Annotated in this window: 34 protein-coding genes and 1 tRNA gene; 11 read left to right on the top strand and 24 right to left on the bottom strand. The window is 57.4% G+C overall.

Annotated features, from left to right (window positions below; all coding sequences use genetic code 11):
* Positions 1–104: 104 nt before the first annotated feature.
* The 12 genes from ABGT65_RS11045 to ABGT65_RS10990 form a co-directional block, all read right to left on the bottom strand.
* Positions 105–1040, bottom strand: coding sequence for a tyrosine-type recombinase/integrase (locus ABGT65_RS11045; RefSeq protein WP_346702161.1), 936 nt, complete (start codon positions 1038–1040; stop codon positions 105–107).
* A complete protein-coding gene (locus ABGT65_RS11040) occupies positions 1037–1354 on the bottom strand; it encodes an HNH endonuclease signature motif containing protein (RefSeq protein WP_346702160.1) in 318 nt (105 codons plus the stop codon). The genes ABGT65_RS11045 and ABGT65_RS11040 overlap by 4 nt, the downstream gene beginning before the upstream one ends.
* Positions 1355–1357: 3 nt before the next feature.
* A complete protein-coding gene (locus tag ABGT65_RS11035) occupies positions 1358–1789 on the bottom strand; it encodes a YopX family protein (protein WP_346702158.1) in 432 nt (143 codons plus the stop codon).
* Positions 1790–1870: 81 nt separating this feature from the next.
* Positions 1871–2392 (bottom strand): hypothetical protein, encoded by a 522-nt coding sequence (locus tag ABGT65_RS11030; RefSeq protein WP_346702156.1) that lies wholly within the window; start codon positions 2390–2392, stop codon positions 1871–1873.
* A gap of 1 nt (position 2393) precedes the next feature.
* Positions 2394–3260 (bottom strand): DNA adenine methylase, encoded by an 867-nt coding sequence (locus ABGT65_RS11025; RefSeq protein WP_346702154.1) that lies wholly within the window; start codon positions 3258–3260, stop codon positions 2394–2396.
* 101 nt (positions 3261–3361) lie between these two features.
* The gene (locus ABGT65_RS11020) at positions 3362–4252 is read right to left on the bottom strand and encodes a hypothetical protein (RefSeq protein ID WP_346702152.1); all 891 of its coding nucleotides are present in this window, start codon (positions 4250–4252) and stop codon (positions 3362–3364) included.
* A 2-nt stretch (positions 4253–4254) separates the two neighbouring features.
* Entirely contained in the window at positions 4255–4713 is a 459-nt protein-coding gene (locus ABGT65_RS11015; RefSeq protein WP_346702150.1) for a hypothetical protein, read from the bottom strand.
* Positions 4714–4731: 18 nt separating this feature from the next.
* A complete protein-coding gene (locus ABGT65_RS11010; protein ID WP_346702149.1) occupies positions 4732–5010 on the bottom strand; it encodes a hypothetical protein in 279 nt (92 codons plus the stop codon).
* Between the two features lie 5 nt (positions 5011–5015).
* Positions 5016–5246 (bottom strand): hypothetical protein, encoded by a 231-nt coding sequence (locus ABGT65_RS11005; protein ID WP_087261624.1) that lies wholly within the window; start codon positions 5244–5246, stop codon positions 5016–5018.
* An 11-nt stretch (positions 5247–5257) separates the two neighbouring features.
* Positions 5258–5431 (bottom strand): hypothetical protein, encoded by a 174-nt coding sequence (locus ABGT65_RS11000; RefSeq protein ID WP_346702147.1) that lies wholly within the window; start codon positions 5429–5431, stop codon positions 5258–5260.
* A gap of 264 nt (positions 5432–5695) precedes the next feature.
* A complete protein-coding gene (locus tag ABGT65_RS10995) occupies positions 5696–6052 on the bottom strand; it encodes a helix-turn-helix domain-containing protein (protein WP_346702145.1) in 357 nt (118 codons plus the stop codon).
* Complete coding sequence (locus tag ABGT65_RS10990) at positions 6049–6288, bottom strand: hypothetical protein (RefSeq protein WP_346702143.1); 240 nt, start codon at positions 6286–6288, stop codon at positions 6049–6051. Before ABGT65_RS10990 ends, ABGT65_RS10995 begins: the two co-directional genes overlap by 4 nt.
* Before the next feature lie 361 nt (positions 6289–6649).
* Here ABGT65_RS10990 and ABGT65_RS10985 point away from each other — a divergent pair, with 361 nt between their 5' ends.
* From ABGT65_RS10985 to ABGT65_RS10960, 6 genes are all read left to right on the top strand, one after another.
* Positions 6650–7084: a S24 family peptidase gene (locus tag ABGT65_RS10985; protein ID WP_346702142.1), complete on the top strand. Its 435-nt coding sequence runs from the start codon at positions 6650–6652 to the stop codon at positions 7082–7084.
* Positions 7084–7377 carry a DUF4236 domain-containing protein gene (locus ABGT65_RS10980; protein ID WP_346702140.1) on the top strand — a complete coding sequence of 98 codons (294 nt, stop codon included), beginning with the start codon at positions 7084–7086 and terminating at the stop codon, positions 7375–7377. Before ABGT65_RS10985 ends, ABGT65_RS10980 begins: the two co-directional genes overlap by 1 nt.
* Entirely contained in the window at positions 7374–7778 is a 405-nt protein-coding gene (locus ABGT65_RS10975; protein WP_346702138.1) for a hypothetical protein, read from the top strand. Before ABGT65_RS10980 ends, ABGT65_RS10975 begins: the two co-directional genes overlap by 4 nt.
* Before the next feature lie 6 nt (positions 7779–7784).
* A complete protein-coding gene (locus tag ABGT65_RS10970; RefSeq protein ID WP_346702136.1) occupies positions 7785–8876 on the top strand; it encodes a type I restriction endonuclease in 1092 nt (363 codons plus the stop codon).
* A 320-nt stretch (positions 8877–9196) separates the two neighbouring features.
* The gene (locus tag ABGT65_RS10965) at positions 9197–10423 is read left to right on the top strand and encodes a sialyltransferase (RefSeq protein WP_346702134.1); all 1227 of its coding nucleotides are present in this window, start codon (positions 9197–9199) and stop codon (positions 10421–10423) included.
* Positions 10424–10768: 345 nt separating this feature from the next.
* Positions 10769–10843, top strand: a tRNA-Pro gene (locus tag ABGT65_RS10960).
* Between the two features lie 117 nt (positions 10844–10960).
* On the opposite strand, the gene ABGT65_RS10955 is transcribed toward ABGT65_RS10960, so the two are convergent.
* Complete coding sequence (locus ABGT65_RS10955; protein ID WP_346702132.1) at positions 10961–12034, bottom strand: TIGR04133 family radical SAM/SPASM protein; 1074 nt, start codon at positions 12032–12034, stop codon at positions 10961–10963.
* Between the two features lie 25 nt (positions 12035–12059).
* Positions 12060–12350 (bottom strand): hypothetical protein, encoded by a 291-nt coding sequence (locus tag ABGT65_RS10950; RefSeq protein ID WP_346702131.1) that lies wholly within the window; start codon positions 12348–12350, stop codon positions 12060–12062.
* 146 nt (positions 12351–12496) lie between these two features.
* Between ABGT65_RS10950 and ABGT65_RS10945 the strand changes: the two genes are divergently transcribed.
* Together ABGT65_RS10945 and ABGT65_RS10940 are read left to right on the top strand one after the other, a co-directional pair.
* Positions 12497–12697: a cold-shock protein gene (locus ABGT65_RS10945; protein WP_346702129.1), complete on the top strand. Its 201-nt coding sequence runs from the start codon at positions 12497–12499 to the stop codon at positions 12695–12697.
* A 168-nt stretch (positions 12698–12865) separates the two neighbouring features.
* A complete protein-coding gene (locus tag ABGT65_RS10940) occupies positions 12866–14101 on the top strand; it encodes a 6-phosphofructokinase (protein ID WP_346702128.1) in 1236 nt (411 codons plus the stop codon).
* A 71-nt stretch (positions 14102–14172) separates the two neighbouring features.
* Here ABGT65_RS10940 and ABGT65_RS10935 read toward each other — a convergent pair whose 3' ends face one another.
* Complete coding sequence (locus tag ABGT65_RS10935; protein ID WP_346702127.1) at positions 14173–14679, bottom strand: SLOG family protein; 507 nt, start codon at positions 14677–14679, stop codon at positions 14173–14175.
* Positions 14680–14748: 69 nt separating this feature from the next.
* On the opposite strand from ABGT65_RS10935, the gene ABGT65_RS10930 reads away from it, so the two are divergent.
* Together ABGT65_RS10930 and ABGT65_RS10925 are read left to right on the top strand one after the other, a co-directional pair.
* Positions 14749–14958 (top strand): YtxH domain-containing protein, encoded by a 210-nt coding sequence (locus tag ABGT65_RS10930; RefSeq protein WP_346702125.1) that lies wholly within the window; start codon positions 14749–14751, stop codon positions 14956–14958.
* A gap of 20 nt (positions 14959–14978) precedes the next feature.
* Positions 14979–15317, top strand: a complete 339-nt coding sequence (locus tag ABGT65_RS10925; protein WP_346702124.1) for a hypothetical protein — start codon at positions 14979–14981, stop codon at positions 15315–15317.
* A 78-nt stretch (positions 15318–15395) separates the two neighbouring features.
* On the opposite strand, the gene ABGT65_RS10920 is transcribed toward ABGT65_RS10925, so the two are convergent.
* The 3 genes from ABGT65_RS10920 to ABGT65_RS10910 all read right to left on the bottom strand — a co-directional run bounded on the left by ABGT65_RS10920 (position 15396) and on the right by ABGT65_RS10910 (position 17915).
* Positions 15396–16139 (bottom strand): DUF5036 family protein, encoded by a 744-nt coding sequence (locus ABGT65_RS10920; RefSeq protein ID WP_346702123.1) that lies wholly within the window; start codon positions 16137–16139, stop codon positions 15396–15398.
* Positions 16140–16274: 135 nt separating this feature from the next.
* Positions 16275–16829, bottom strand: a complete 555-nt coding sequence (locus ABGT65_RS10915; protein ID WP_346702121.1) for an NADH peroxidase — start codon at positions 16827–16829, stop codon at positions 16275–16277.
* Positions 16830–16988: 159 nt separating this feature from the next.
* Positions 16989–17915 (bottom strand): DUF5106 domain-containing protein, encoded by a 927-nt coding sequence (locus ABGT65_RS10910; protein ID WP_346702119.1) that lies wholly within the window; start codon positions 17913–17915, stop codon positions 16989–16991.
* 142 nt (positions 17916–18057) lie between these two features.
* On the opposite strand from ABGT65_RS10910, the gene ABGT65_RS10905 reads away from it, so the two are divergent.
* On the top strand, positions 18058–18225 hold the full coding sequence (locus ABGT65_RS10905; RefSeq protein ID WP_346703107.1) for a hypothetical protein: 168 nt from the start codon (positions 18058–18060) through the stop codon (positions 18223–18225).
* 77 nt (positions 18226–18302) lie between these two features.
* Here ABGT65_RS10905 and ABGT65_RS10900 read toward each other — a convergent pair whose 3' ends face one another.
* From ABGT65_RS10900 to ABGT65_RS10875, 6 genes are all read right to left on the bottom strand, one after another.
* Positions 18303–20030, bottom strand: a complete 1728-nt coding sequence (locus ABGT65_RS10900) for an acyl-CoA dehydrogenase family protein (protein ID WP_346702117.1) — start codon at positions 20028–20030, stop codon at positions 18303–18305.
* Positions 20030–21049, bottom strand: a complete 1020-nt coding sequence (locus tag ABGT65_RS10895) for an electron transfer flavoprotein subunit alpha/FixB family protein (protein WP_346702115.1) — start codon at positions 21047–21049, stop codon at positions 20030–20032. The genes ABGT65_RS10900 and ABGT65_RS10895 overlap by 1 nt, the downstream gene beginning before the upstream one ends.
* Before the next feature lie 11 nt (positions 21050–21060).
* Positions 21061–21939 carry an electron transfer flavoprotein subunit beta/FixA family protein gene (locus ABGT65_RS10890; RefSeq protein WP_346702113.1) on the bottom strand — a complete coding sequence of 293 codons (879 nt, stop codon included), beginning with the start codon at positions 21937–21939 and terminating at the stop codon, positions 21061–21063.
* A gap of 310 nt (positions 21940–22249) precedes the next feature.
* Positions 22250–23524 carry an adenylosuccinate synthase gene (locus tag ABGT65_RS10885; RefSeq protein WP_346702111.1) on the bottom strand — a complete coding sequence of 425 codons (1275 nt, stop codon included), beginning with the start codon at positions 23522–23524 and terminating at the stop codon, positions 22250–22252.
* 187 nt (positions 23525–23711) lie between these two features.
* Positions 23712–24323 carry a leucine-rich repeat domain-containing protein gene (locus tag ABGT65_RS10880; RefSeq protein ID WP_346702109.1) on the bottom strand — a complete coding sequence of 204 codons (612 nt, stop codon included), beginning with the start codon at positions 24321–24323 and terminating at the stop codon, positions 23712–23714.
* Between the two features lie 11 nt (positions 24324–24334).
* Positions 24335–24670, bottom strand: a complete 336-nt coding sequence (locus tag ABGT65_RS10875; protein WP_346702107.1) for a hypothetical protein — start codon at positions 24668–24670, stop codon at positions 24335–24337.
* Between the last annotated feature and the right edge of the window lie 82 nt (positions 24671–24752).

The raw sequence follows: 24752 nt of genomic DNA, 5'->3' as shown, positions 1-24752 counted from the left end.
CCACTTCGCGCGTTAACCCCGCGCTGTCCGGATGCCCGTAAAACCGTAAGAAGGGCCCGAATTTCGTATCATAAAAGACACGGAAGTAATTATATATACACACCTCATCCGGTCGGCCTACGGGACGATTCGATAGCCTTTTCGACCAGCTTTGCCGGCGTGTTGCGGATCAGCATCCGGGCGTGGACCTCCTCGGCATAGATGCGCGTGGTGTTGGTGGTCGTGTGTCCGAGCATGTCGCGCACGGTCTCGAGATCAACTCCCGACTCGACCATCAGGCAGGCGCACGTGTGACGCAGCGAGTGAGCCGTGATGTTCGGCCGACGGATCCCGATCGCGGCCAGCCGCTGGTGGACGATCTGGCTGATCGACGTCCGCCTCAACCGGTGACTGTTCTTCGGATAGGCACTCGCAAAGAGCGCTTCTCCCGGCCGGATGTCGCGGATGGAGATGAAGTCCTCGAGCAGTTCGACGATCATGTCGGGCAGGGCCAGCGCCTCCACTTTCTCGTGGCGGCCCTTGCGCTGGATGTAGAGGACAGGCACGCCCTCCTCCGTGCGGTCGAAGTCGTCGACATTCACCCGCTCGACCTCGCACGTGCGCAGCGCCAGCAGCAACATCATCGCCAGCATCAGCCGGTCGCGCTTACCCTTGAAGGTGGACGTCTCTACCGAATCGAGCAGCCGCGCCGCCTCCTCGGAGGTGAGGCGTCCCTTGCGGTGGCCCCGGTAACGGACCGACGAGCGGATCCCGGCGCCGATGTCGGAGTAGTAACCCCGCGCCGCGCAGTATTTGTAGAACATCCGCACGGCCGTGACGTAGCCGTCGACCGTGAGGGCCGACCTCCCCTGCTGCTCGAGCGCCTGCTTCCAGGCGAGGATGTGGCGCCGGGCCGGGCATCGCGGATCGACACGCTGCGCCGCGAGCCAGCGGAACCAGAGCTGTACCTTCGTCCGGTAGCTGGTCCGCGTAGTCTCCATGACGTCGAGGTTCTGCATCCACTCGTCGATCACTTCGAGGATCGTGGCGCTGGTGTTCATCGGCGGGCGGTTCGTTTGTGGGCCTCGCGGCCCGACTTCCGGTTATGGCAGGCGTCGCACAGACTCTGCAGGTTGCGCAGGTCGAGGGCGGCACCACCTTCGTTGATCGGGACGATGTGGTCGACGACCGTGGCCTCCGTGACGAGACCCCGGCTCCGGCACTCCTCGCAGAGCGGGTCGGCATTCAGTTTGACCTGACGCAGGCGGCGCCAGCGCGAGGACTGATAGAAGGCCGAGTTCGCATGAAGGCGTCGGCCCTGGGTTTCACGCGGCGGCAGATAGGCCCGCCGGGATGGTTTCGGAATGGTTGGCATAGGCTATTTGTTTTTGAGCATTTCCAGATTGTCATGAATGTTGCCGACAATCTCAAAATCGACGTCTTCCAGATCACACGGACACCCCTCACTGATGCCCCACACATTGGAATCCTTGCGTTGGCGGAAAAATGCTCCAAAAGCAAGGTTCACCTCGTCCCAGTCAAACTCGGCAACGTAGTTCCACTGGCCATCCTCGTTAACAAACGGATAATCATCGGCCGATATCAAGTCCCCCTCGAAGATCCGCGTCCCGTTCTTGTCCTTCACGCCCGTGAACTGGCCGACCGTCTCCGGATCGACTTCGTACTGATTGAATCCTTTCGGCGCAGGATCGGGGAATATGAACGAATGGCCGCCCATACGCAACAGATCGCCCTCGATCCACTTTCCCGTCTTGATCTCTTTTCCTCGAAACAATATCACCCGTTTCATCTCTCTTTTGTTTTTGATAAGTTTGTTTCCCCAGTTTGACAATGAATGCATGATCTGGCGCTCCCCCGAACGGTCTTCCGGTCAGAACAGCGCCAGCTGGACAAAGGTGAACCGGCGGATCTCGTCGTCGATCAGCCGGACAACTCCTGTCAACGAGGTGCGCATCGTCGAATAGCTGCCACCCTCCGGCAGTCGGTCCCGGTAGCGATCCAGCAGACGGATCTCCTCCTCGGCCACCTCGCGGATCTCGCGAAGAGCGCCGCGGATGGCCTCGTTCTCCGTAGGATATCCCGTCTCCACGCGATCGACAAACCCGCACGGGTGGCTACGGTATCGCGAAGTCTCGAGCTGGACGGAATAACCGGCTTCCCATCGTCCGTTGTCCGACTGCGACGTGTGGACCTCGAAACATCCGTGTCGTGACTCGACGGACACGGGGTGGTTCGGATTCAGGCAGACATCGAAGAGGTTGAACCCGAACCCGTACGGACTCGAGTGCACAATCTCGCCGCCGGCATCCGGATGCGCCTTCAGATAGGCGCCCCACTCCTCGAAGGTGAAATCTCGACCCAGGCATCGACTTTTGTGGTGAATATCTCTCATATCAAAAGAGTTTCAGAGTCTGTGCTTGCGGCTCGTAATTCATCCAAATGCACTCCTGCATCAGAGTACCCGATCCGTTTACAATGCCGCTCCGGATATTGGTCCTCTTGAACGGAAACTTGACTTTGTACCAGTCGGCATACAATCGATTGGTGAGATTGCAGTCGTAGCTGCTGACCATAGCCAGCCCATCAATGTGGTGAAGTCGATCCGCCAAGCGCTCATGATCTTCCACCGAAAATTCATAGCGGTAATCATTTCGAGAGTTCCGACACTCTTGCGGATACGGAGGATCGCAGTAGAAGAAGGCCCCTGGGAAGTCAATTCGATCAATCGCGGTCATGTAGTCGCAGTTCATAATTTGGAAATTGTTGCGAATCTCTGCAGCTACTTCATGCAATTTTTCGACGGCATTTTTCCAGCGGGACACGCCCTCGCCAGCCTGTGCCCGGACCTGCTGTTTCGCCATGTGCCAGCCTTTCTTTTGACGCTGCGCACCCAGTCCGAAGAAGGATTGCCGCACGCGAACGTAGAATCGACGAGCCTTTTCCAAATCGGAGATCTCTGCATCTTCTGCCACCCAACTATTGTCAAACTCTACTTCCGAGTAAGGGGTCAGCCGCAAGGCCCTGACGAGTTCCTCTTCGTGATCTCGAAGCTGCGTGAAGAAATTGGTGATTTCGCCGTTGATCTCGTTTGCCGTGCGAATCACATTCCCGTGATAGTTTAGCGACACTACCATCGACCCGGCGAACAGATCGATCAAATGCGTAAAACCCACGGGAAAGTTCGCATAGAGGTATTCGGTCCATGTAAACTTTCCACCGAAGTAGTTGAAAGCAATCTTTTTATTTCGGTTACCAGACATATCGTTTCTGTTTTGCGGATCGCCGGGAGTCGAACCCGGACAACGGCTGCGACAGGCCGTTGGCATCCTCCGCCGGCGCGGAGGCCCTGCCGATCCATTTGTCAATTCACCATCTGATTCAGCGTGCGGATCCGCCAGCGGACCCCTTGCGGAGTCTGTACCGCCTCGAAATCCTCCGCCCGGTAGAGACCGCCGTTCGTCGGGAGCATCTGCACCATCTGCAGGTAGGTGTACAACCGGCCGCATTCGGCCTCGGCCTGACGGCGCGTCTGCAGTTCGTGATCCCGGGCGGCGTAGGAGGTGAACGTGCAGAAGGCACTGCGGTTCTTCCAGGCCCCCTTGTTGTCCATCGCCGCCACGATGCGTCGGACATCCTCGACGTCGTACTTGCGGAACATCCACAGCAGCTGCTGCCGCGTGAAGGGCTCCGCCATCGCGGCGATCTTCGGGAAGCGCTCGCCGATCCACACATGCAACGCATCGGCCGCCTCGACCAGCTCCGCCGGGGCCTCGGCCGGTTTTCCCCCTACAACCCCCTTTTCAGAACTTACCGTGTGTGTGTATTCTTCTCTTCTTACTTTCTTACATTCTTCAGTTGTGGTCGCTGGCTGGTCGACGCCTGGTCGGCAGTTGGTCGCATCCTGGTCGTCCGTTGGTCCGCAGGCTGGTCGATCAACCGTTTCGGACGACTGATATTTTTCGTAATTACAGATCGTTACGATCGTATAGGAGCAGGTCGCACGGATGGTCAGAAAATCCGATTTTTCAAGTTTTGAGATAGCCGTCCGCACCTCACGCTCGGAAAGTCCCGTTTCGCGGGCCAAAATCGACCTACTTGTGACGAGCTGCCCCCGCTCGACGGTGATGCCCCGCCAGCGCTTCGTCTGGAAATTCGCCATCAGCAGCAGGTGCAGCGCCATCCGCACGCAGTTCGTGTCGGAGTACCACTCCCAATCGAGCAGGCCGCGGTGTATCTTGATCCACCCTTCCATGGCTATTTTACGACAAAGCAGGTGAAACCTTTCTGATGCCACATCCGGGCCACGGTCTTGTCATCCTCGACGACGAACAGCACCCGACGACGCTCCTCCTCGGTCGTCTCCCGGAAGAACTGGTCGAGCTTCTGGATGTGCTCGGGCCTCTCGTCGCTGTTCTCGCGCATGATGAGCGTATAGTCCCGAGGCTGCATCCCCAGATTCCGCAAGAGCCACTTCTGCGTCTTGTCGCGCACGCTCTCTCGCCGCGACGTGCAGAAGAACACCTCCATCCGTCGGGCATTGAACTGCACGAACGAACAGACGTCTCGTTTGGGAAGATCGTCGAAATCGTCCCGATAGAAGGCCTCCCAGTCGACCGGGAGCTGCTCGAGCAGCCGACTACGCCGCAACCCTACTTCGGACAGCGTCCCGTCGATGTCGACGACCATGATTCGTTTCTCCTCTTCGCGTTTCATATTTCAGTCAATTAGCAATTACCATTCAGGGTGCACGAAACGGAAAGGATTCGGCATACAATCGAGCCCGCGACGTTGTTCTTCGAGACGGGTCCGCTTCTCGGCTGACACCCGACATTCAGCGTACAGATTCATCAACTCCGGGTCCTTTCTGAGACGAGTCAGTTTGAAGACGACAGCATTTCGCGTCCGTCCAAGAGCCATTGCAATCTCGTCGTAGGTCTTTCCGTTTGCAACCATTTCGAGCATCCGGAGGTTCTCCTCGTGATTCCAACGGCTGTGATACGATTTATTCATGTTATTCATGGCTGCAAAGACGCTTTCAACTGTTGCGGGGCATAGAAGCGGTCCAGGAACTTCGTCACCTCCCGCGGATCATAGAGGAAGGTCCCGTCGCCCATGACGAGGTATTTGAGTCCAGATCGCCGCCACAAGGCGTGCGTCTTCTCGCTGGTGACGCCTGTCGCCCGTCCGAGTTCCTCGCTACCTTTGAGGTAGAGAACCGGGACCTCTCGATTCAATTTGACTTTCATTCTTTTCGATTTTATCCGTTATCTTTCGCTTTCAAACTTATCGACGCCGGAAACACTTCGTCAAATCCGTCGAATGCTTCTTCTACGTGCCCTATTTCTATCTCGTGCTGCCATCCGTCGATCTCGACAAACACTTCCTCCTCGTCACTTGACAAGAGAAGTTCGATCAGCTCTGATTTGTTCATAGGTCCATCGTTCTATTTTGTCCAGGTCTATGCACCCAATTTTACCAGCAGGATGCTCCATGAACAGGAAGAACATCTGCGCGCATCCCTTACTTGTGTCATTCTTATCTCTGTATTTGTAAATCATGTGAATGGTCGCAGCCCCGCAGTGACCGATCGTTTCGCAGAAGTGAGGCTTCATCTTAAAGCGTTTCAGGCAGAAGTCGATCATTTCCTTCTCGCCTTCAATCCATTTGTATACGTACATTTCGCTCCGATTCTGAATTACGATTCCACAATGTATTCAATCGTTTCGCGTCGCCCCCGACGGGCTCGTCGCACCGTTCGTTCAAACTCCCCGCCGCTGAAGACATACGCGCAGAACAGCCCAAGCAGGCAGGCGGACCCGATACGTCGCCCGAGGTCCGATCGATAGTACCAGACGACCAGCGCCTGGATGGTCCGATTTCCGTCCAAATCCCCCTGCAGCTTGTCGTACATCACCGACAGCGTATTGGCCACGGCCTGATAGGTCACGTGCAGCGCTTCGGCAATGCGGGAAATGTTCCCGCCGCGGGTATCGATCACCGCCCGCATTACGCGGGCCTCGGCCGGCGAAAGGCTGTCCGCATCGCGTTTCATAGGCCCCATGGTTGTGTTACCTGGTGGCGTCGGAAGATCGTCTCAATGCCGCTCCGCTCGATCGGCGAATGCGGCGTGATCCCCCACTGCCGGTAGTAATAGGCCGATCTGCTCAAATTGCCGAGAACCTCACGGATCTCCATGCGCACCTCGGCAGCTTCGCGGCGGTCGCGTGCGGCGATCTCGCGGATCCCCTTGGAGAAGGAGTTGTCGGGATTTCTCTTGTCAAAATCCATCTTCGTTTTTTGCTTTTGTCCAAAAAATTGTAAATCTTTACATTTCAAATTGTCCAATTCGCCGTACTTTTGTTGTACGATTGATTGGACAATGCAAATATAGAATAAAACTCTACAAAAATCAAAATTATATAGATATTTTTTCAATATATTTTATATGCGTATTATTGACAGATTCGACAAATACATGACTACCAAAGACTTGAATGACAATCAAGTCACGGTATCCTGCGGTCTATCTGTTGGACTATTGGGCAAAGCACGACGAGGAGACAGCGATCTCGGCAAAAAGGCCATTGATAAAATATTGGGTTTTTATCAAGACCTGAACCGAGTCTGGCTTCTAACAGGCGAAGGCGAGATGCTGAAAGAATCGACAGACGCAACAGTTCCGCACAACCGGATCCGCTACTGGGTCGATGTGGACGCAACGGCCGGAGGCATCACGCTGTTCGACGATCAGGTGACAACCAAATACATCGACCTCGACATCCCGGAGTTCCGCGACTGCACGGACGCCGTGAATCTCTACGGAGACTCGATGCTTCCTCTCTACAAGAGCGGACAGATCATCATCCTGAAGGAGTGGATGGAGTCATTCATCGACTACGGCAACGTCTATCTGGTCATCACAAAGAAAGGCAACCGCATGGTGAAATACCTGCGCAAGGGATCCGATGCGCAGCATGTGCTGTGCGTCTCGGAAAACAAGGACTTCGACCCGTTTGAGATCGAGAAGGACGACATCCTGCGACTCTATCTGGTCAAAGGCGGAATCTCAAAAAATACGTTGTAATGGTAAGTTTCAGAAAGAGAATCAAGATCGCCCCAGGCGTCAACCTGAACGTAAGCAAATCCGGGGTAAGCTCTTCGATCGGAGGCAAGGGATTCAGCGTCACCACAGGCAAGAAGGGCACGTATATAAACACGAGCATTCCCGGAACCGGTATCTACGATCGCAAGAAGATCTCCGGATCTACATCCAATATCAGCAGCGAAGATCGAGTATCTTCCTTTGGATGTGCCCTGTTCATCGTGTTTGCAATGGCAATTGTATTGATACTGATTATTACAGCAATAGTAGAATGAGAAAGATCCTGATAATCACACTTGCGTCACTTTTTGCCGCCTGTGCTGCAATCCCTGACTATGTTTCCATAGTCGACTATCGTCCCTACCTGACAGAAGGATTCAGAATCTATTCATCGGACGCAGTTCCCTTCGAGTACGATTGCCTGGCGGACATTTCAATCGACAAATACGCCATTCGTCGAGACCAAAAAAATCCGATGAATCGGGCCGTATATGCAGTAAATGGCGAGAAAATTTCCGGTGCGAACGAATACATATCGCACGACGAGGTTTTGGCCGATATCGTTGAACGAGCGAAGTCAATGGGAGCCAACGGGATCATCGGTCTACACATCAAATTCGACCGCAGAACGAATTACTATACTATTTCAGGGACAGCTATATTTATCAAAAAATAACCTATCATGGACTTCAAAGATCAAATCAAGCAGTTGAGCGACCGTGTTGTCAAGCTCAAAGAGAATATTCAGACCGAAGAGGCTACCAAAACGGCATTCATCATGCCGATGATTCAGGTCCTCGGATACGATGTCTTCGATCCCACGGAGGTCGTTCCCGAATTCACCTGCGACCTCGGGATCAAGAAAGGCGAAAAGATAGACTACGCCATCCACAAGGACGGACAGCCCATTATCCTGATTGAATGCAAGCACTGGAAAGAGGATCTGAACTCCCACAACGGCCAACTGTTCCGCTATTTCCATGTATCGAACGCCCGTTTTGGCATCCTGACAAATGGAATCGTCTATCGGTTCTACACCGACCTGGTAGAGAAGAACAAGATGGACGAGAAGCCCTTCTTCGAATTCAATCTGGAAAAATACAGGGAATCACAGGTCGAAAAGTTGCGCGAATTCCACAAGAGTTATTTCGATGTCGACACGATTCTCAATACGGCCAGCGAGCTGAAATATACGAACGAGATCCGGAACGCCATCGTCCAGGAGGTGAACAACCCCAGCGATGAATTCGTGAAGTATTTCGCACGACCGGTTTATCCGGGACGCTTCAACGATGTAACATTGGAACAGTTCCGCGCTATTGTCAAGCAGGCATTCGCACAGTATGCGAACGACTATATGAACGAGCGCCTGAAATCCGCAATTGGATCAGATGCGGTCGTAGAGAATCGGGCCGAAGCAAAGGCAGAATCTCCGGTTCAGAGCCCGCGCACGGAAGAGATTCCGATCGAAGAGCCCGAAACCAAGATAACAACAACCGACGAAGAGCTGCAGGGTTTCTACATTGTTCGAGCTATTCTATACCCCGAGATCGATGACATAACCCGAGTCGTTCAACGAGACACGCAATCATATTTCGGCATTCTGCTTGACGACAACAACCGTAAACCAATCTGCCGTCTGCACTTCAACAGTTCGAACAAATACATTGAAACATTCGATGCTGATAAGAAGGGGACCAAGCACCTGCTCGAATCTTTGAACGACATCTACAAATACAAAGACGATATCATTGCAACCTGCAAAATGTACTGAATAAATTTGCAGAAAAGTTGTGAATAAACTTGCAAAAAACTTGTAAAAATATAAATTAACAACATAACACACTTATTTTTAAATACTTGATTTTAATTTGGGAGCAGGGGGTCACAGGTTCGAATCCTGTTACCCCGACAACTGAAAAGAGCTTTCCAGAACAATCCTGGAAGGCTCTTTGTATTTCTTCGACAGGGAAAGAACCCGCTCCCGGAAACTCTTCGGTCCCTAAAAAAACACCTCTCCCATGCAGTAACGGTTGACCTTTTGCATTTATATGCCGTCAACACATAATCCGATTTACAAACAAGATTTCTAACATGAAAACAAATCTGCTGAAAATCCTCGGACTGACGGTAGCAATTGCCTCGGTCCTCTGCGTTTCGTGCGAAACCGACAATGATGGACCCGCCGGAAGCTACACCGAAAGTGACGAATACGCCTTTTATGTCACTTTCGGAACCATGCCTACCCTCTATGCCGGGCTCTACATGCTCGACAACGAAATGCCTTCCTACGTCTTCTTCGAACGCACCCAGACCTTCGACACAAGCCACTATCCCGATTACGCCGAGATATGCCCCTATATGGGCGGCGACAACAAGACCCAGGAGAAAATGAAGGAGTGGATGATGAACACCATCCGGACCATCGACCAAAAGAACCCCGACGCCCGGTTCCACCTCTATGTCGACGACCTGCGGAGCCCGCTCAGTTACGACTGGTTCGTAGCCCAGGGGATCGATCTTTCGCGGCTCAAGGTCCACCTGCTCTCCGACGGAACCGGAACCTACAACGAATTTTACTCGGCCTTCGCCGCCAACGGTACCGGACGCGAGAATTGGGAAAAATATGTCGCCGAGATCAACAGCCTCGCGTGGAACAGCGACGGAAGCGACCTGCTCGGCACCCGGGCTCTACCCGAATTCGAACAGCACTGGCATTGGAGCTATCCGCTCTCCACGCTCGACAACTACGACCTCACGCTGCACTACGACAACATGTTCGAAACCGCCGACCCCTATGTCCAGGAGCAGCTCCCGAAAATGCACCTCACACCCGACAACGTAATCGACATGCTCAAGCGTCTCCCACAGGCAAAACAGGAGATCATGTATCGGATGATCCCCTACGACAGACAGGTATTCATCGATCTGATGGACGCCTCACCGAAGCCCAACCTCATCATCAACGGCACGAGCAACCAGCCCGACAACCAACGGCTGTATGTCGAGGAGGTCTACAGGAAATACAAGGACGAATATGACATCTTCTTCGAACCACACCCGAGCGACGAATCCTACCTGGACTACGAAGAAGCCTTCCCGGGGTTGAAGAACATACCCAAAACTTCGTTCGAGTTCGTGCTGATGTTCATCTCCGACAAGATCGACGCCATCGGCGGATTCCCGTCGTCCATCTACCTGACCGTCCCCGTGGAGAAGGTCAAGTTCATGTTTGCGGCAGGTCCCGAAGCCATGCAGAAACCGCTGGACCGCATCTTCGCAGAACAGGAAGGCATCGACTACATGCTGGCCTCGGAGTAGTGCCGGGCCGAGGCCAACAACAACTTCACGAGCAACGCCCCGAAACGGACGTTCATCCTCGTCCCGGGAATCGAGACGGACACCGGATGCACCCCGGAACCGCACATCCACATGCGAAATGATCCGAAGAGAGGAGATCTGTCGAGATCCCCTCTTTTTTTATTCGGATCCACCCGGCCCGCCCGAAAAGCGTCGGAGGCTCAAAACGAGGATGTTATGAGTCAACGGTCGGAGTTACCCATCCGAAGAAAAGCAATGTCCCGTAAATTTTTCCCGAAATTTATTTTGTCATTTCGGATTTTAGAATTACCTTTGTGCGCTCTTCGAAAGATAAGGGCATCCGTTCGGGGTGTAGCGCAGTCCGGTTAGCGCGCCAGCTTCGGGAGTTGGAGGTCGCTGGTTCGAATCCAGTCTCCCCGACGAATTTTCGAGAATCCCTCTGCCTGGGCAGGGGGATTTTTGTGTGTCTTTTGTGGTGGTGAATGGGGGGGGGCGTTTGAGGACCGTTTGGCGCGTGCAGGAAATGCGGGGGGAGGACTACAGCCGTTTGTAGTGGCAGTAGAGCAGCGAACCGTCGTCGTCGTGCAGGTGCATCCCGCCGCCCTGGCAGTAACGGAACATCCGGCAGTCGGCACATTCACCCCGCCGGGCCCATTCACGGTTGCGATAAGGTTCGAAACGATTCTCCCACACCTCCCAGAACCGGTCCCGGTAGATATTCCCCTGGTTGAAATTCGCACGGATCGACGTGCAGCCCGAAATGGACCCGTCGACCCGCACCGAAGCCACCGAAACCCCTGCGACACACTCGTAGAAATAATCCCGGACCTCGGCCTCGTAACCGCCCAGGAACCCTTCGCAGGCATAACTGGCATCGATCCGCCCCTCGCGGCGCGTGCGGCGGATAAACTCCAGCAGCGTGCGGAACTGTTCGTCGGTGAGCCGCAGCGTCGGATCCTCCTTCGCCCGACCCATCGGGAAGATCGAGAAGAGCCGCCAATGCTCCACCCCTTCGGCGATGAGCATCTCGCGGAACGGCTCCAACTGCGGGATCAGCGGCCCGGTTACACAGGTCACCACGTCGTAGGAGAGCGTCGGCTCCCGGACGATCATCCGGATGGCATTCAAGGCCCGTCCGTAACTGAGCGGATTCCCGCGGATATGGTTGTGTTCCGGCTCGAAACCGTCGAGGCTTACCGAAATCGACCGCAGACCCGCATCGAGCAGGCCGCGGAAACGATCCTCGGTCAAGGCCATGCCGTTGGTCACCATCCCCCAGGGATAGCCCCGGCGCGTCACCTCGCGGCCCGCCTCCTCCAGATCCTCGCGCACCAGCACCTCGCCGCCCGAAAAGATGATCAGCACCTCGGCGGGGTCGACATGCGGCGTAACCTCCTCGTCAAGGACCTTCAGAAAGTCGGCCAGGGGCATGTCCGCAACCCCGGGATCGACCCGGCAGTCGCTCCCGCAATGGTGGCACGCAAGGTTGCAACGCAACGTACACTCCCAGAAGAGCGTATCGAGACGATGCTCGCGCACCTTTGCGTCGTGGAGCTCCGCGAAGATCCCCAGCGCCCATCTCCTGCGAATGCCGAGCCGCCGTTTCCGCATCTTTCCCTCCCCTCTTCGGTTGCGTTTATTCGACCTTGGGGTCCTGACGCTCGTCGGGCTGCTCCGCCACCGGAGGCAGCGAATCGGGACGCTGGCGCTCCAACTCCTGCCGGCGTTTGATGCGGATGCTGTCGGCCCGGGGCGGACGCACGCCGTACATCAGCACGATGCGGGCGGGTTGTTTCGGCTCCTTCACGAGCGTCGTGTCGGCATCCTTCTGCCCGGAGGTATCTTTGGGGGCCTGCTTCACCGACGAGCAGGCTGCCGAGAAGCCCAGCAACGCCGCCAACGCCAATTTCCACTTTCTGCCTGCCATACTCCGAAATAGTTGAAAGTCATCTCTACAAAGATAGGAAATTTTCCCGGAAGACGAAAAAAGCCGGGAAAAAGTTTTGAATCACACGCTTTTTTATGTTACTTTGTCCTCGTCTTTAACACTTCAACACTCTAACATCTTTTTTTATGACAGGCAAGGTTAAATGGTTCGATAGCAAAAAAGGCTACGGATTCATTACGACGGAGAGCGGGAAGGAGATCTTCGTGCATTTCTCGGGTATCGTGAAGGAAGGATTCAAATCGCTCAACGAAGGCCAGAAGGTCGAATTCGAAATCGAGAACGGCGCCAAGGGTGAACAGGCCGTCAACGTAACTGTAGTTGAGTAAACTATAATTACCTCCATGAATGCGGGACCGCCTGTCGCGGCTCCGCGGTTTCCGGGACGTCCGTCATCGTGGCGTCCTTTTTTCTTGCCCGATTGAAAAAATAATCGTATTTTTGGGCGTCTAAAAGAGTTATTAAGGATTTTTCAAAACAATAAAACCTTGAAAACCATGAAAGAAGCTATCGCAATTCTCACGGGAGGAGGCCCCGCTCCCGGTATGAACACCGTCGTAGGCAGTGTGGCCAAGACGTTCCTGCGCAAAGGTTACCGCGTGATCGGACTCCACGAAGGCTATACGGGTCTCTTCAACCCCGCGCCCCGCACCGTCGACATCGACTACCCCATGGCCGACGGAATCTTCAATCAGGGCGGTTCGTTCCTCCAGATGAGCCGGTTCAAACCCACCGACGCCGATTTCGAAAACAACTTCAACCTCAAGTTCTTCACCGACAACAACATCAAGTTGCTCGTGACGGTCGGCGGGGACGATACAGCCTCGACGGCAAACCGAATCGCCAAGTTCCTGGAGGCCAAGAAATACCCCATCGCCAACATCCACGTCCCGAAGACCATCGACAACGACCTCCCGCTGCCGAAAGGCACGCCGACGTTCGGCTACGAGTCCGCCAAGGACAAGGGTGCCGTCATCGCCCGCGCCGTCTATGTCGACGCCCGCACCAGCGGCAACTGGTTCGTGCTGGCTGCCATGGGCCGCTCGGCCGGACACTTGGCATTCGGTATCGGCGAGGCCTGCCACTACCCCATGATCGTCATCCCCGAGATGTTCGACAAAACCGAAATCACCGTCGAGAAGATCGTCAACCTGGTGATCTCGTCGATCATCAAGCGCAAGATCATGGGTATGGACTACGGTGCTGCCGTGATCTCGGAGGGTGTTTTCCACGCCCTGTCGGATGAGGAGATCCGCAAGAGCGGCGTACACTTCACCTACGACGAGCACGGTCACCCCGAGCTGGGCAAGGTTTCGAAGGCCCACATCTTCAACGAGATGATCGAGAAGAAACTCAAGGAGCTGGGCATCAAGGTGAAGAGCCGTCCCGTGGAGCTGGGCTACGAGATCCGTTGCCAGACCCCGATCGCCTACGACCTGACCTACTGCTCGGAGCTGGGTATCGGCGTGCACAAGCTCTTCTCGGAGGGCAAGACGGGCTGCATGGTCTACGTGGATTCCGAGGGCAACGTCTCGCCGCTCTACCTGAAGGATCTGCAGGACCCCACGACGGGCAAGATCCCGCCCCGGTTGGTGGATATTACCTCGGACAAGTTCAAGTCGGTGGTCGAGAACATCCTCAACGCCATCACGCCCGACGATTACGAGGCAGCCAAAAAGTATGTCGCCAACCCCGAGGAGTTCGACTTCCACAAGATTCTCAACTGGAAATAGGGCGTCGCCCATCCTGACGGGAACCCGGAGCAAACGTGCTTCGGGTTCTTTGTTTTTCGGGCGCCGGGGACTTAGAAGAGAGTCGGCGCGGCGGATTCCGACGAACGGCTGCCGCTGCAGAGATCGATGATCTCACGGCCGCGCCTGCGGGCCCGCTCCAGCGTGTAATGCGTGCCGCCCGGCGAGCCGTCGTACCAGGCCACCACTACGGCGGCGTGATCCACCAGAAAGTCGTTCCGCCGGGCATAACACCCCTGGTGATAAGCCGGGGCGATGAGCTCGACCCCGTCCGCCCGGGCCAGCAGCTCCTCGTAAATCCGACGTCGGGACGCCGGGAAACGTGCCGCCTGCTCCGGAAAGGGAACCGCCGCCACCAGCCGCACCTCCGGATGCCGCTCCCGCAGCTCCAGGACCGCTTCGGCGGCCGCCAGGTCAAACCCTGCGGCCATTCCGCTGAGAAACGTCCGGAAACCCCGCGCATAAAGCTCCTCCAGCGTGCGGGACAACGCCTCGCGGGCCTCATCGCGGTAGGTGCGATGGCCCGTGAAGGCAACGCAGTTTCTGGGATTGAGAATCATGGAATCAAAGATACGCCTTTGGCGCGGACTTTGCAACACCTTCCGTTGCATTCAAAAACTTCAGCAACCATGAAAAACACAGGAATTGTCATTGTTTCGCTCGTGGGCGGACTGATCATCGGGTCGGCCCTTACGATGTTGTTCACGCCCCAGTCGGGTCCCGAACTGCGCCGCAAGATCAAGGATACGCTCGACAGCGAGATCGACCGCGTGAAGAACAAGCTCAGCGAGGTCGAGGAGCAGATCGAGGAGGCCCGTTGCCGTTGCAGCGAGGATTAACCCCGGCGTCTGTTCCGGCCATGAAGGAGCGAGCGAGCAGCGGCGGACGCTTCGTAGTCGCCTTTCTGCTCTTCGGAACGACGGTCGCCATCACGATCCTGTTGTTGCTGGCGGCTCTGGTGGTGTGGCTGTCGCAGCTCACCGGGTCGTTCATTGTTGCGGCGCTGATCCTCGGGGGGCTCTTCGCCGTGGTGGCGATGCTGATCTACCTGCTGGTGATCCGCGAGGCGGTGGAGTGCATCCGCCTGCGGGCCGAGACGGTCTACGAGGTGGCCCGCATCGCCCGTTCGGGATACGAGTGGATTACCGATAAGTGTACTTTCCTGCTGCAGTTTCACGACCTTCTGCGTAAGGTCTGAGCGCGGCCCCGCGGAACGGAAGACGCCCGGAGAGTGAGATTCTCCGGGCGTCTTTTTGGCCTTGATGCCGGGCGCGGCTCAGGACAATACCTCCACCTGCACCTGGGTATAGCTCTCGCCCACGCGCAGACGCAGCGTGTACCTCGTCTTGACGGAGCCGTAGGCCGGCCAGTCGATCATTCTGAAGACCAGGTTTCGCCCCCGTTTTTCGCAAACGATCTCTCCGTTGCCGTTGAGTTCGGCCTCGAAGTTGTCGGAGGGCATCACTACGGAGACTTCGTCCCCGAGGCTCTTCGAGGTGTAATCCAACTGGTAGGGAACCGAATCCCACTCGGGGAGCCAGTAACTCTGCGGCCGCTCGATCACGAACTTCACGACAGCCCCCAGGGTGCCGCGCTCGGGATCGGTGATGTTGTCCATGACGTAGAAGCGGAGGAGATTCGCATCGATCTCCGCATCGAGCGGCAGCGCTACGCACTGCGACGGGAATTTGTACGCGGCGACACCACGAACGGCTACGTAGCCGTAGTTCTTGACGACGGCGACCTGCGGTGCGGGATTCTGCAGGTCGGAGATGCGCACCGCACCCAGCCCCGAACCTTTGCCCAGCATGAAGAGCTGGCAGCTGCCCGGGCTGACGAAGTTGCCCGCATCGTCGATATAGATATCCGAATCGCTGAGGATCGTTTTACCGTTCTGTTCGTTGAACATGTTGAGCATGGCCGTTCCGGCGGGATCGGCGGGATCGCCGTCGTCCTTCGAGCAGGAGAGGGTCGTACCGGCCAGCGCCGCAGCAAGAAGCGGCAGGAGGAATTTTTTCATGACACGTTGTATTTTTGAAAGATTGTGTAGCCGGAGAACAAAGATAGCCAAAAATTCCCCCCCCCTCCAACAAAATACCGCAAAAAAAGCAGGCCCCCGACGAAGGGAGCCTGCCCAGAAAATGGTCTATCGGGACTATTTGCCGAAGTAACGCTTGTAGAGCCCTTCGAAGCCCTTGCCGTGACGTGCCTCGTCCTTGGCCATCTCGTGAACCGTATCGTGTACGGCGTCGAGGTTCTCCTGCTTGGCCAGGCGCGCCAGGCGCATCTTGTCCTCGCAGGCCCCGCACTCGGCGTTCATACGCTTCTCCAGGTTGGTCTTCGTATCCCAAACCACCTCGCCGATCAGCTCGGCGAACTTCGAGGCGTGCTCGGCCTCCTCCCAGGCGTAGCGCTTGTAGGCCTCGGCGATCTCGGGATAGCCCTCACGGTCGGCCTGACGGCTCATGGCCAGGTACATGCCCACCTCGGTGCATTCGCCCATGAAGTGGTTCTGCAGACCCTCCCAGAGCTCCTTGCTGGCTCCCTTGCCGTCGCCGATCTTGTGCTCGGTAACGAACTCCAGGTCGCCTTCCGACTCTACGACCTCGACGAATTTCTCCTTGCCGACCTTGCACATCGGGCACTGATCCGGTGCCTCGGGACCTTCGTGAATGTACCCGCATACGGTACAACGCCATTTCTTTGCCATAATTCTGTAGTGTTTAATGTGTGTTGTGTGTGTATTCTTTTGATTCCGCTACAAAGGTAGCAATCCAATCCGAATTATCTATAAAAAAACGATTGTCTTTTCTGATTGCACGATAAGCCGCGCTTATACCGAGCCCCGGCAGCGGACAATCTCCGCAGGTCAGCCCCGGCGGTCGATCACCTCCTCGATCTGCGCCACGTCGGTGGAGTCCTTGACCAGCACCCGCTTGTCACGGTCGAGCAGGTAGAGCGCCGGAATGGCATGGAGGTCGTAAAGCCCCTCGCTGCTGATCCGGCAGCCCTTGTCGTAGGCGTTGATCCACGATGCCGGAATCTGATCCCGATAGGCTTTCCACTCCGTGAGGTCCTCGTCGGGATAGATCGCCAGCACCTCCAGGCGCCCCCGTTCGATCATCTCCGAAAGCATCGGTGACGCCGTAATCGCCTCGCGGATCTCCCGGCACATCGCACACCCCGGATTGTTGATGAAGATCAGCACGTATTCCGCCTGCAGGCCGTAGAGCGTGCCGCTGCGGCCCGACGCCAGCGTATAGCGGAAATCGTTGGCCGGGCGCCCGATGCGGTTCTGACTGGCCATCCGCAGGTCGTATTCCGGAGCGATGCGCTCATACTCGTCGTACCACGGAGCCCGGAGCTGCGCCTCCAGCACCGGAATGTAGAATTCGTCGTTGCGAAGCGGCGAATTGGGATCGTGGAGAACCCGTTCGGCCAGCGTCGTGAAGTAGTCGAGCATGGGCCGCGACGTCGAAGCCCGCCGCATGAGCGTATCCATGGCGGCGCCATCCGCCGGACGGTCCGAGATCAGGGCGATGTAGCGCGCATAGGATTCGAACATCTGCACCCGGTCGGCACGGCGCAAAAACAGCGTGTCGGTGAAATCGAAGTGGTCCCAGTAGTGCCAGCGGAGCCATTCGCGCTGCTCTTCGGGGGACAGGTGCGAGGGCGCAATGGCCGGAAGAAAGACCGCAGGCTGCACGGCCGTCGTTTCCGCGGCCGGAGCACTCCGGCGGCGGCCGCACGACACCACCGCCAGCGACAGGAACAGTAGAACCGAAAGTCGTCTCATCGTTTCGAAAAATTGGTCCGGACAAACAAAGATACGCATTTCCGGCGACATTCGCACACCGAAAGCCGCCAAAGAACCCGAATCCGCCTTTTTGCACGGCAGTTGCAACCCCTCGCTGCGACAAAACTCAAATCAAACCGTTATGGATGCAAAGAAAACTACCACAAGCACCGGGTCCAAGCTGAGTGTCATAACCCTGGCCATCATGAACGTGACGGCCGTCGTGAGTCTGCGCGGCCTGCCCGCCGAGGCCGAGTCCGCACCCTTCCACTGGGAGCAGCCCGCCGCTCCGGCCCCGGCCGAAGCATAGCTCCGTCCAACCCGTAACACGAAAAGAGCCGCACCTTGGAAGGTGCGGCTCTTTTTTCACACGACAACTCCGGACGGTCAAAGAGTCTCCTCCTCGACGCCCCGGAACAGGGCGACATCCTCCGGCGTGGAGTTCGTTACATAGGTATAAGCCTCGGTGACCTTCCCTTCGGCCAGCTTCGAGAAGATCCGCGCCGAAGCGGCGTACTCCTCGTCCTTGCAGGCCTGACGCGCCAGCAGGTAGCCGATGATGATGTGACCGGCGGTCTCGACCAGACGGCGGGCGTGGAAGTCCTTGAAGCCTGCAGCCTCCTTCTCCCCGGCCTCGACCCGGGCCACCATCTCCGAGAACTTCACCGTCAGCGCCTTGAACTTCTCAACGATCGGACGCATCGCCTCGGTATACTCCTCGGCGGCATAGCGCCCGATCTGCTCCAGGAACGTGCCCTTCGTCACGGCGTTGATCGCCGCAACGACCTGCAGCTGCGACGTACCCTCATAGATGTTCATGATGCGGGCGTCACGGTACAACCGCTCGCAGGGGTAATCCTTCATGAAGCCCGAACCGCCGTGGATCTGGATGGCGTCGTAGGCCAGCTGGTTGGCGTACTCCGACGAGAAGAGCTTCACCAGCGGCGTGAAACCGTCGGCCAGGCGGTTGTAGAACTTCATCTCCTGACGCTCTTCGGATTCCAGCGAACGCTCGTGCGAGATGTGCATGTACTGCTTGTAGACCTCCACGAAGCGGGCCGTCTCGTAGAGCAGCGCACGGGCACCCTGCAACTTGGCCTTCATGTTCGACAGCATCTCCGAAACGGCCGCAAAGCGGATGATCGGCTTGCCGAACTGTGCCCGCTCGTGGGCGTACTTCAACGCCTCGCGGTAGGCCGCCTCGCAAAGTCCAACCGACTGCGCGCCGATACCCAGACGGGCAGCGTTCATCAGCGACATCACGTACTTGATCAGACCCATCTTGCGGTCGCCGACCAACTGCGCCGGGGCATTCGTGAAGACCAGCTCGCATGTCGGCGAGCCCTTGATACCCAACTTGTTCTCGATACGGCGCACCTTCACGCCGCCGTCGCGCTTGTCATACACGAGCATCGACAATCCGCGGGCGTCGGTCGTACCCTCCTCCGTACGGGCCAGGACGAGCGAAACCTCGCCGTCGCCGTTCGTGATGAAACGCTTCACGCCGTTCAGCAGCCAGGTCTGCTTCTCCTCCGACCAGGTGGCCTTCAGCATCACCGATCCCAGGTCCGAACCGGCATCCGGCTCCGTGAGGTCCATGGCGCACGTCGCTCCGGCCGACACCCACTTGAGGAACTTCTCCTTCTGCTCCTCCGAGGCGAACTCGTTGAGCGTCTCGGCGCAGTCCTGCAGGCCCCAGATGTTCTCGAAGCTCGCATCCGCACGTGCCACCATCTCGTTGGCCATCACGAAGCAGATCAGCGGGAAGTTCAGACCGTCATACTTGCGCGGAAGGGTCATGCCGCTCAGCCCGGCATCGACCACCGCCTGCATGTTGCGCACCGTGCCCGAGGCGTACTCCACGTGGTCGTTCACCACGCGCGGCCCCTCGTGGTCGACACCTTCGGCATTCGGGGCGATCACCTCGCCGCAAACCTCGCCGGCAATCTCCAGCACGCGGCGGTAGTTGTCCATCGCATCGTCGTAATCCTGCGGCGCATAGTCGTAGAGATCCTTCTCGGCGAAACCGCGCTCCTTCAGCTCCACGATCTTCCGCATCAGCGGATGGTCGAGGTGGAACTGCAAATCCTTGTTATCTGAAAAGAAATTAGCCATTACTTCGAGTTTTGCTTGTAGTATTTAATCATCTTGGGAATAATCTCGTTGACGTCGCCCGTGATGGCGTAGTCGGCGATCTTGTTGATCGGCGCATCGGGATCCGTGTTGATCGAGATGACCATCGACGACTGGTCCATACCGGCCGTGTGCTGGATCTGTCCCGAGATGCCGCACGCGATGTAGAGTTTCGGGCGCACCGTCACACCGGTCTGCCCCACCTGGCGGGCATGCTCCGTGAACCCGGCGTCGACCGCCGCACGGCTCGCCCCCACCTCGGCACCCAGCACGTCGGCCAGGTCGTGCACCAGCTTGAAGTTCTCCTTCGAACCCATGCCGTAGCCGCCCGCCACGATGATCGAGGCTCCCTTGATGTCGATCTTGCGCTCCTCGATCTGACGGTCCACGATCTTCACCACGAGGTCCGTGTCCTTGACGAATTTCTTCCAGTCGATCCTCTTCACCTCCCCCTTGCCGGGCTGTGCGGCGTACTCCTTGCGCATGACGCCCTCACGCACCGTAGCCATCTGCGGGCGGTGGTCCGGATTGACAATCGTGGCGATGATATTGCCGCCGAAGGCCGGGCGGATCTGATACAGGAGGTTCGTGTACTCCTTGCCCGTCTTGGCGTCCTTGTGGTCCCCGATTTCGAGCTGCGTACAGTCGGCCGTCAGACCGCTGTGCAGCGCCGACGACACGCGCGGTGCGAAGTCCCGGCCCACGGGCGTAGCGCCGAACAGCGCGATCTGGGGCTTCTCCTGTTCGATCAGGCCGCACATCACGGCCGTGTGGGGCAACGTGCGGAACGGCTCGAAGAGCTCGTCATCGGCCACCCACACCGTGTCAGCGCCGTACTTGGCCAGTTCCTTTTCCAGACCGGCGAGGTGGTGTCCCAACGCCACGGCTTCGACTTTCACGCCGAGCGTCGAGGCCAGTTCGCGGCCCTTGGTCAACAGTTCGAGACTCACGTCGGCGACCTTGCCGCCCTCCATCTCGATATATACAAATACGTTGTTCATCTCCGTGCGCATTAACCGAGCGTGTGGCTCGCAATAAGTTCAACCATCAGTGAATTGATATCCTCGTCGGCAGCCGTGAGGCGCTTGGCCTCCTTGGCGGCGAAGACCACGTTCTCGATCTTCTTGACCTTCGTGGGCGAGCCCTGCAATCCCAACTGTGCGGGATCCGGATCGACATCCGCGGCGGCCCACTCCACGATTTGCAGGTAGGGTTTCGCGGCGGCACGCCGTGCGGCGGGCGATTCGGGCGCCGCAGCGATCTCCGAACCGGCCAGCGCTCCCTTGTACTTCATCACGCGCTTGGCGTTGCGCGGGCGGCACTCGGCGGCCGACCCGTTGACCGTAACAACGGCAGGAATCGGGCACTCGACGGTCTCGACACCATGCTCGAGACGGCGCTTGATCACCAGGGCATTCTCCTTGACGTCGACGATCTCCTCGGCGTAGGTCACCTGCGGAAGTCCGAGTTTCTCGGCCACCTGGGGTCCGACCTGCGCCGTATCGCCGTCGATGGCCTGACGCCCGGCAAAGATAACGTCGGGACCGATCTTGCGCAGGGCGCACGAAAGGGCATAGGAGGTTGCCAGCGTATCGGAGCCGGCGAATTCACGTCCCGAAAGGAGGTAACCGCCGTCGGCACCGCGGAACATGGCGTCGCGGATGATGTCGGCGGCCCGCTGGGGACCCATTGTGAGGATGTGCACCGTGGAGCCTGCCACGCGGTCCTTGAGCCGCAGGGCGGCTTCCAGGGCATTGAGGTCCTCGGGATTGAAGATGGCCGGGAGTGCCGCGCGATTGACCGTCCCTTCGGGGGTCATCGCGTCCTTACCCACATTGCGGGTATCGGGCACCTGCTTGGCCAGAACCAGAATTTTAAGGTTTTGCAGCATATTTTAAGTTATGTCGAAATTTTTTTCGTGTTTTTTGTTTTTCCCGGAGCGCTGCGGGAGCACAGAGGACGACCGGAAACTCTTCAACGTTCCGCGCTCCCGATCGTTGGACGCGGATTCATCCGTCAGAAACCCCACAAAGGTTCCGCAGCCCCTAAAACCCGGTTCTTAACCGGGCCCCTTTAAGAAAGGAGTTCTATGGGCGAAGGGAAGCCGAAAGGTTCGGATTCAGTTCCGCGCTTCGACCGTTGGACGCGGGTAAAGGATTCGGAAACCCCTCGAAGGTCCAGCAGCCCCTAAAACGGGCTTCTTAAGCCCGGGGGCGGACGATGGTCTCGCCGCGGTCGGGACCGACGGAGATGATCCGCACGGGAACCCCGGTTTCACACTCGATGAAATCCACGTAACGCTTGAACGCCTCGGGGAACTCCTCGTAGGTGCGGCACTGGCGCAGGTCGCATTTCCAACCCTCAAGCTCCGTGTAGACGGGTTTCAGGTCGTCGGTGATCGTGTAGGGGAATTCCGTGGTGCGGCGTCCGCCGATTTCATAAGAGGTGGCAACCTTGATCGTGTCGAAGTCGTTCATCACGTCGGACTTCATCATGATGAGCTGCGTCACGCCGTTGATCATGATGGAGTATTTCAGGGCCACCATGTCGAGCCACCCGCAACGGCGGCGACGGCCCGTCACGGCCCCGAATTCGTGTCCCAGGTCACAGAGTTTCTCCCCCGTGGCGTCGAAGAGCTCCGTGGGGAACGGCCCGCTGCCCACGCGCGTGCAGTAGGCCTTGAAGATGCCGTAGACCTCACCGATGCGGTTCGGGGCGACACCCAGTCCGGTGCAGACCCCGGCGCAGACGGTATTCGACGACGTGACGAAAGGATACGACCCGAAATCGACGTCGAGCAGCGTTCCCTGGGCCCCTTCGGCGAGGATCGACTTGTCCTGCGCCAGGCAGTCGTTGACGAAATACTCGCTGTCGATGATCCGGAAGCGGCGGAGGTACTCCACGGCTTCGAACCACTGGGCTTCGAGGTCGGTGATGTCGTATGCGTAGTCGAGGCTGCGGAGAATCTTCTCGTGGCGGGCCTTGGCCGCGGCGTAGATCTGCTCGAAGTCGGGGCTCAACAGGTCGCCCACACGCATTCCGTTTCGGCTGACCTTGTCGGTATAGGTGGGGCCGATGCCCTTTCCCGTGGTTCCGATCCTGGCACTACCCTTGGCGGCCTCGTAGGCGGCGTCGAGGATGCGGTGCGTGGGGAGGATCAGGTGGGCCTTTTTCGAGATGCAGAGCTGCTGGGTGAGATCATGCCCGCTGCGTGCGAGCTCTTCGGCCTCGGCACGGAACAGCACGGCATCCAGCACGACTCCGTTTCCGATGATGTTCGTCTTCCCGCCCTGGAAAATACCCGAGGGGATCGAACGAAGCACGTATTTTTCCCCGCCGAACTCCAGCGTGTGACCGGCATTGGGACCGCCCTGGAAACGGGCCACGACCTCGTAACGGGGCGTAAGCACGTCCACGACCTTACCCTTGCCCTCATCGCCCCACTGGAGGCCGAGGATGACGTCTACTTTTTTCATTGTATCCGGATCTGTTTTTGTTTTTGGGTTACAAAAGACATTTTTGCTCCCAAAGGTACGAAATAATCCGGGAAAAGCGGCACCCTGCCGGGTGACTTTTCAACAAATTATAAAAAAAATGCGCCGCAACGGAAGTCTTTTTCCGTTCGGCGCAGCCTGTCCGGGAGGCGGCCCGCGGCCTGCCCGCTTATCGGTATTGCAACTCCGTACCGCCGTCGAAGGAGATTCCCTGCGTATCGCGGCAGTAGACTGTTCCCAGTCCGGGATTTTCGCGCACGTCGGCCTGCAGGGTCGCCGCACAGGCCGAGACGTCGAGCGTCCGCAGGTCGTTGCGGCGGAGGTCCAGTTTTCCGAGCGAGCCGTTCGAGGTGAGGTCGAGCTGCTGCAGGGCATTGTCGCGGCAGTCCGCCTCGGTCAAGCCGCGCAGGCCCTCCACATCGAGCCGCACAAGGCCGTTTCCGTGGCAATCCAGCCGCATGAGGCGCGTGCAGGGGCTCAGGTCCAGTTCCGAGAGCGCATTGCCCGAACAGTCGAGGCGTTCCAGATTGGGAAATTCGCACAGGTCGGCCAGCGAGACGATTCCGCGGCCCGGACACGACACCTCACGCACCCGCTGCGCTTCATAGCGCGAGATGCGCCCGTCGCCGTCCAGATCGAACGTCTCGATGCAGTAGGCCTCGAAAGTCTTGTCAAAAAAGGTGGGATAGACGGATTTGTTCCGCTCGTCCTGCGGGTCGTCCGCCAGGCCGCACGCCGTGGCAAGGAGCGCAAACACCATTCCCGCAACCGAACGGTCCATCCGGCAAGCGATCAGATATTCACATCGTCGTCCGACGACTCGGAGAGCTCCGAGGTATCGTCGTCGGCTCCCTGCAGATCGTCGGCTCCCTTCAGGTCGTCGTCGTAGTAATCCTTGTCGTCGTCCTGCGCCGAATCGTCGATCTTCACGTCGATCTTGATCATATAGGCTACCTCGTCCGTGTCATACGGCACGGCATAAAAAAAATCGCCGTTGGGCTTGTCCACCCGAATCATCGAATCGGTGAACCCCAGCGGATATTTCTCCTTGACGGCCTCCTGCATCTCCGGAGTGAGGTTGTGAAAACTCGTTACGATATGTTTCTTCGCCATATTCTGTTTAGCCATGGTAGTGCTTTGAAATTTTCTGCAATTATACGCAAAATTTGATTATCGCACCACATCCGCAATTTTTTTTTGCATTTTTTTT

Origin of the sequence: uncultured Alistipes sp. (genome assembly GCF_963931675.1) — a bacterium.
In the GTDB taxonomy this organism is placed as follows: domain Bacteria; phylum Bacteroidota; class Bacteroidia; order Bacteroidales; family Rikenellaceae; genus Alistipes.
The sequence above is the reverse complement of the archived record's forward strand: the minus strand, read 5'-3'. Positions and strand labels throughout refer to the sequence as shown.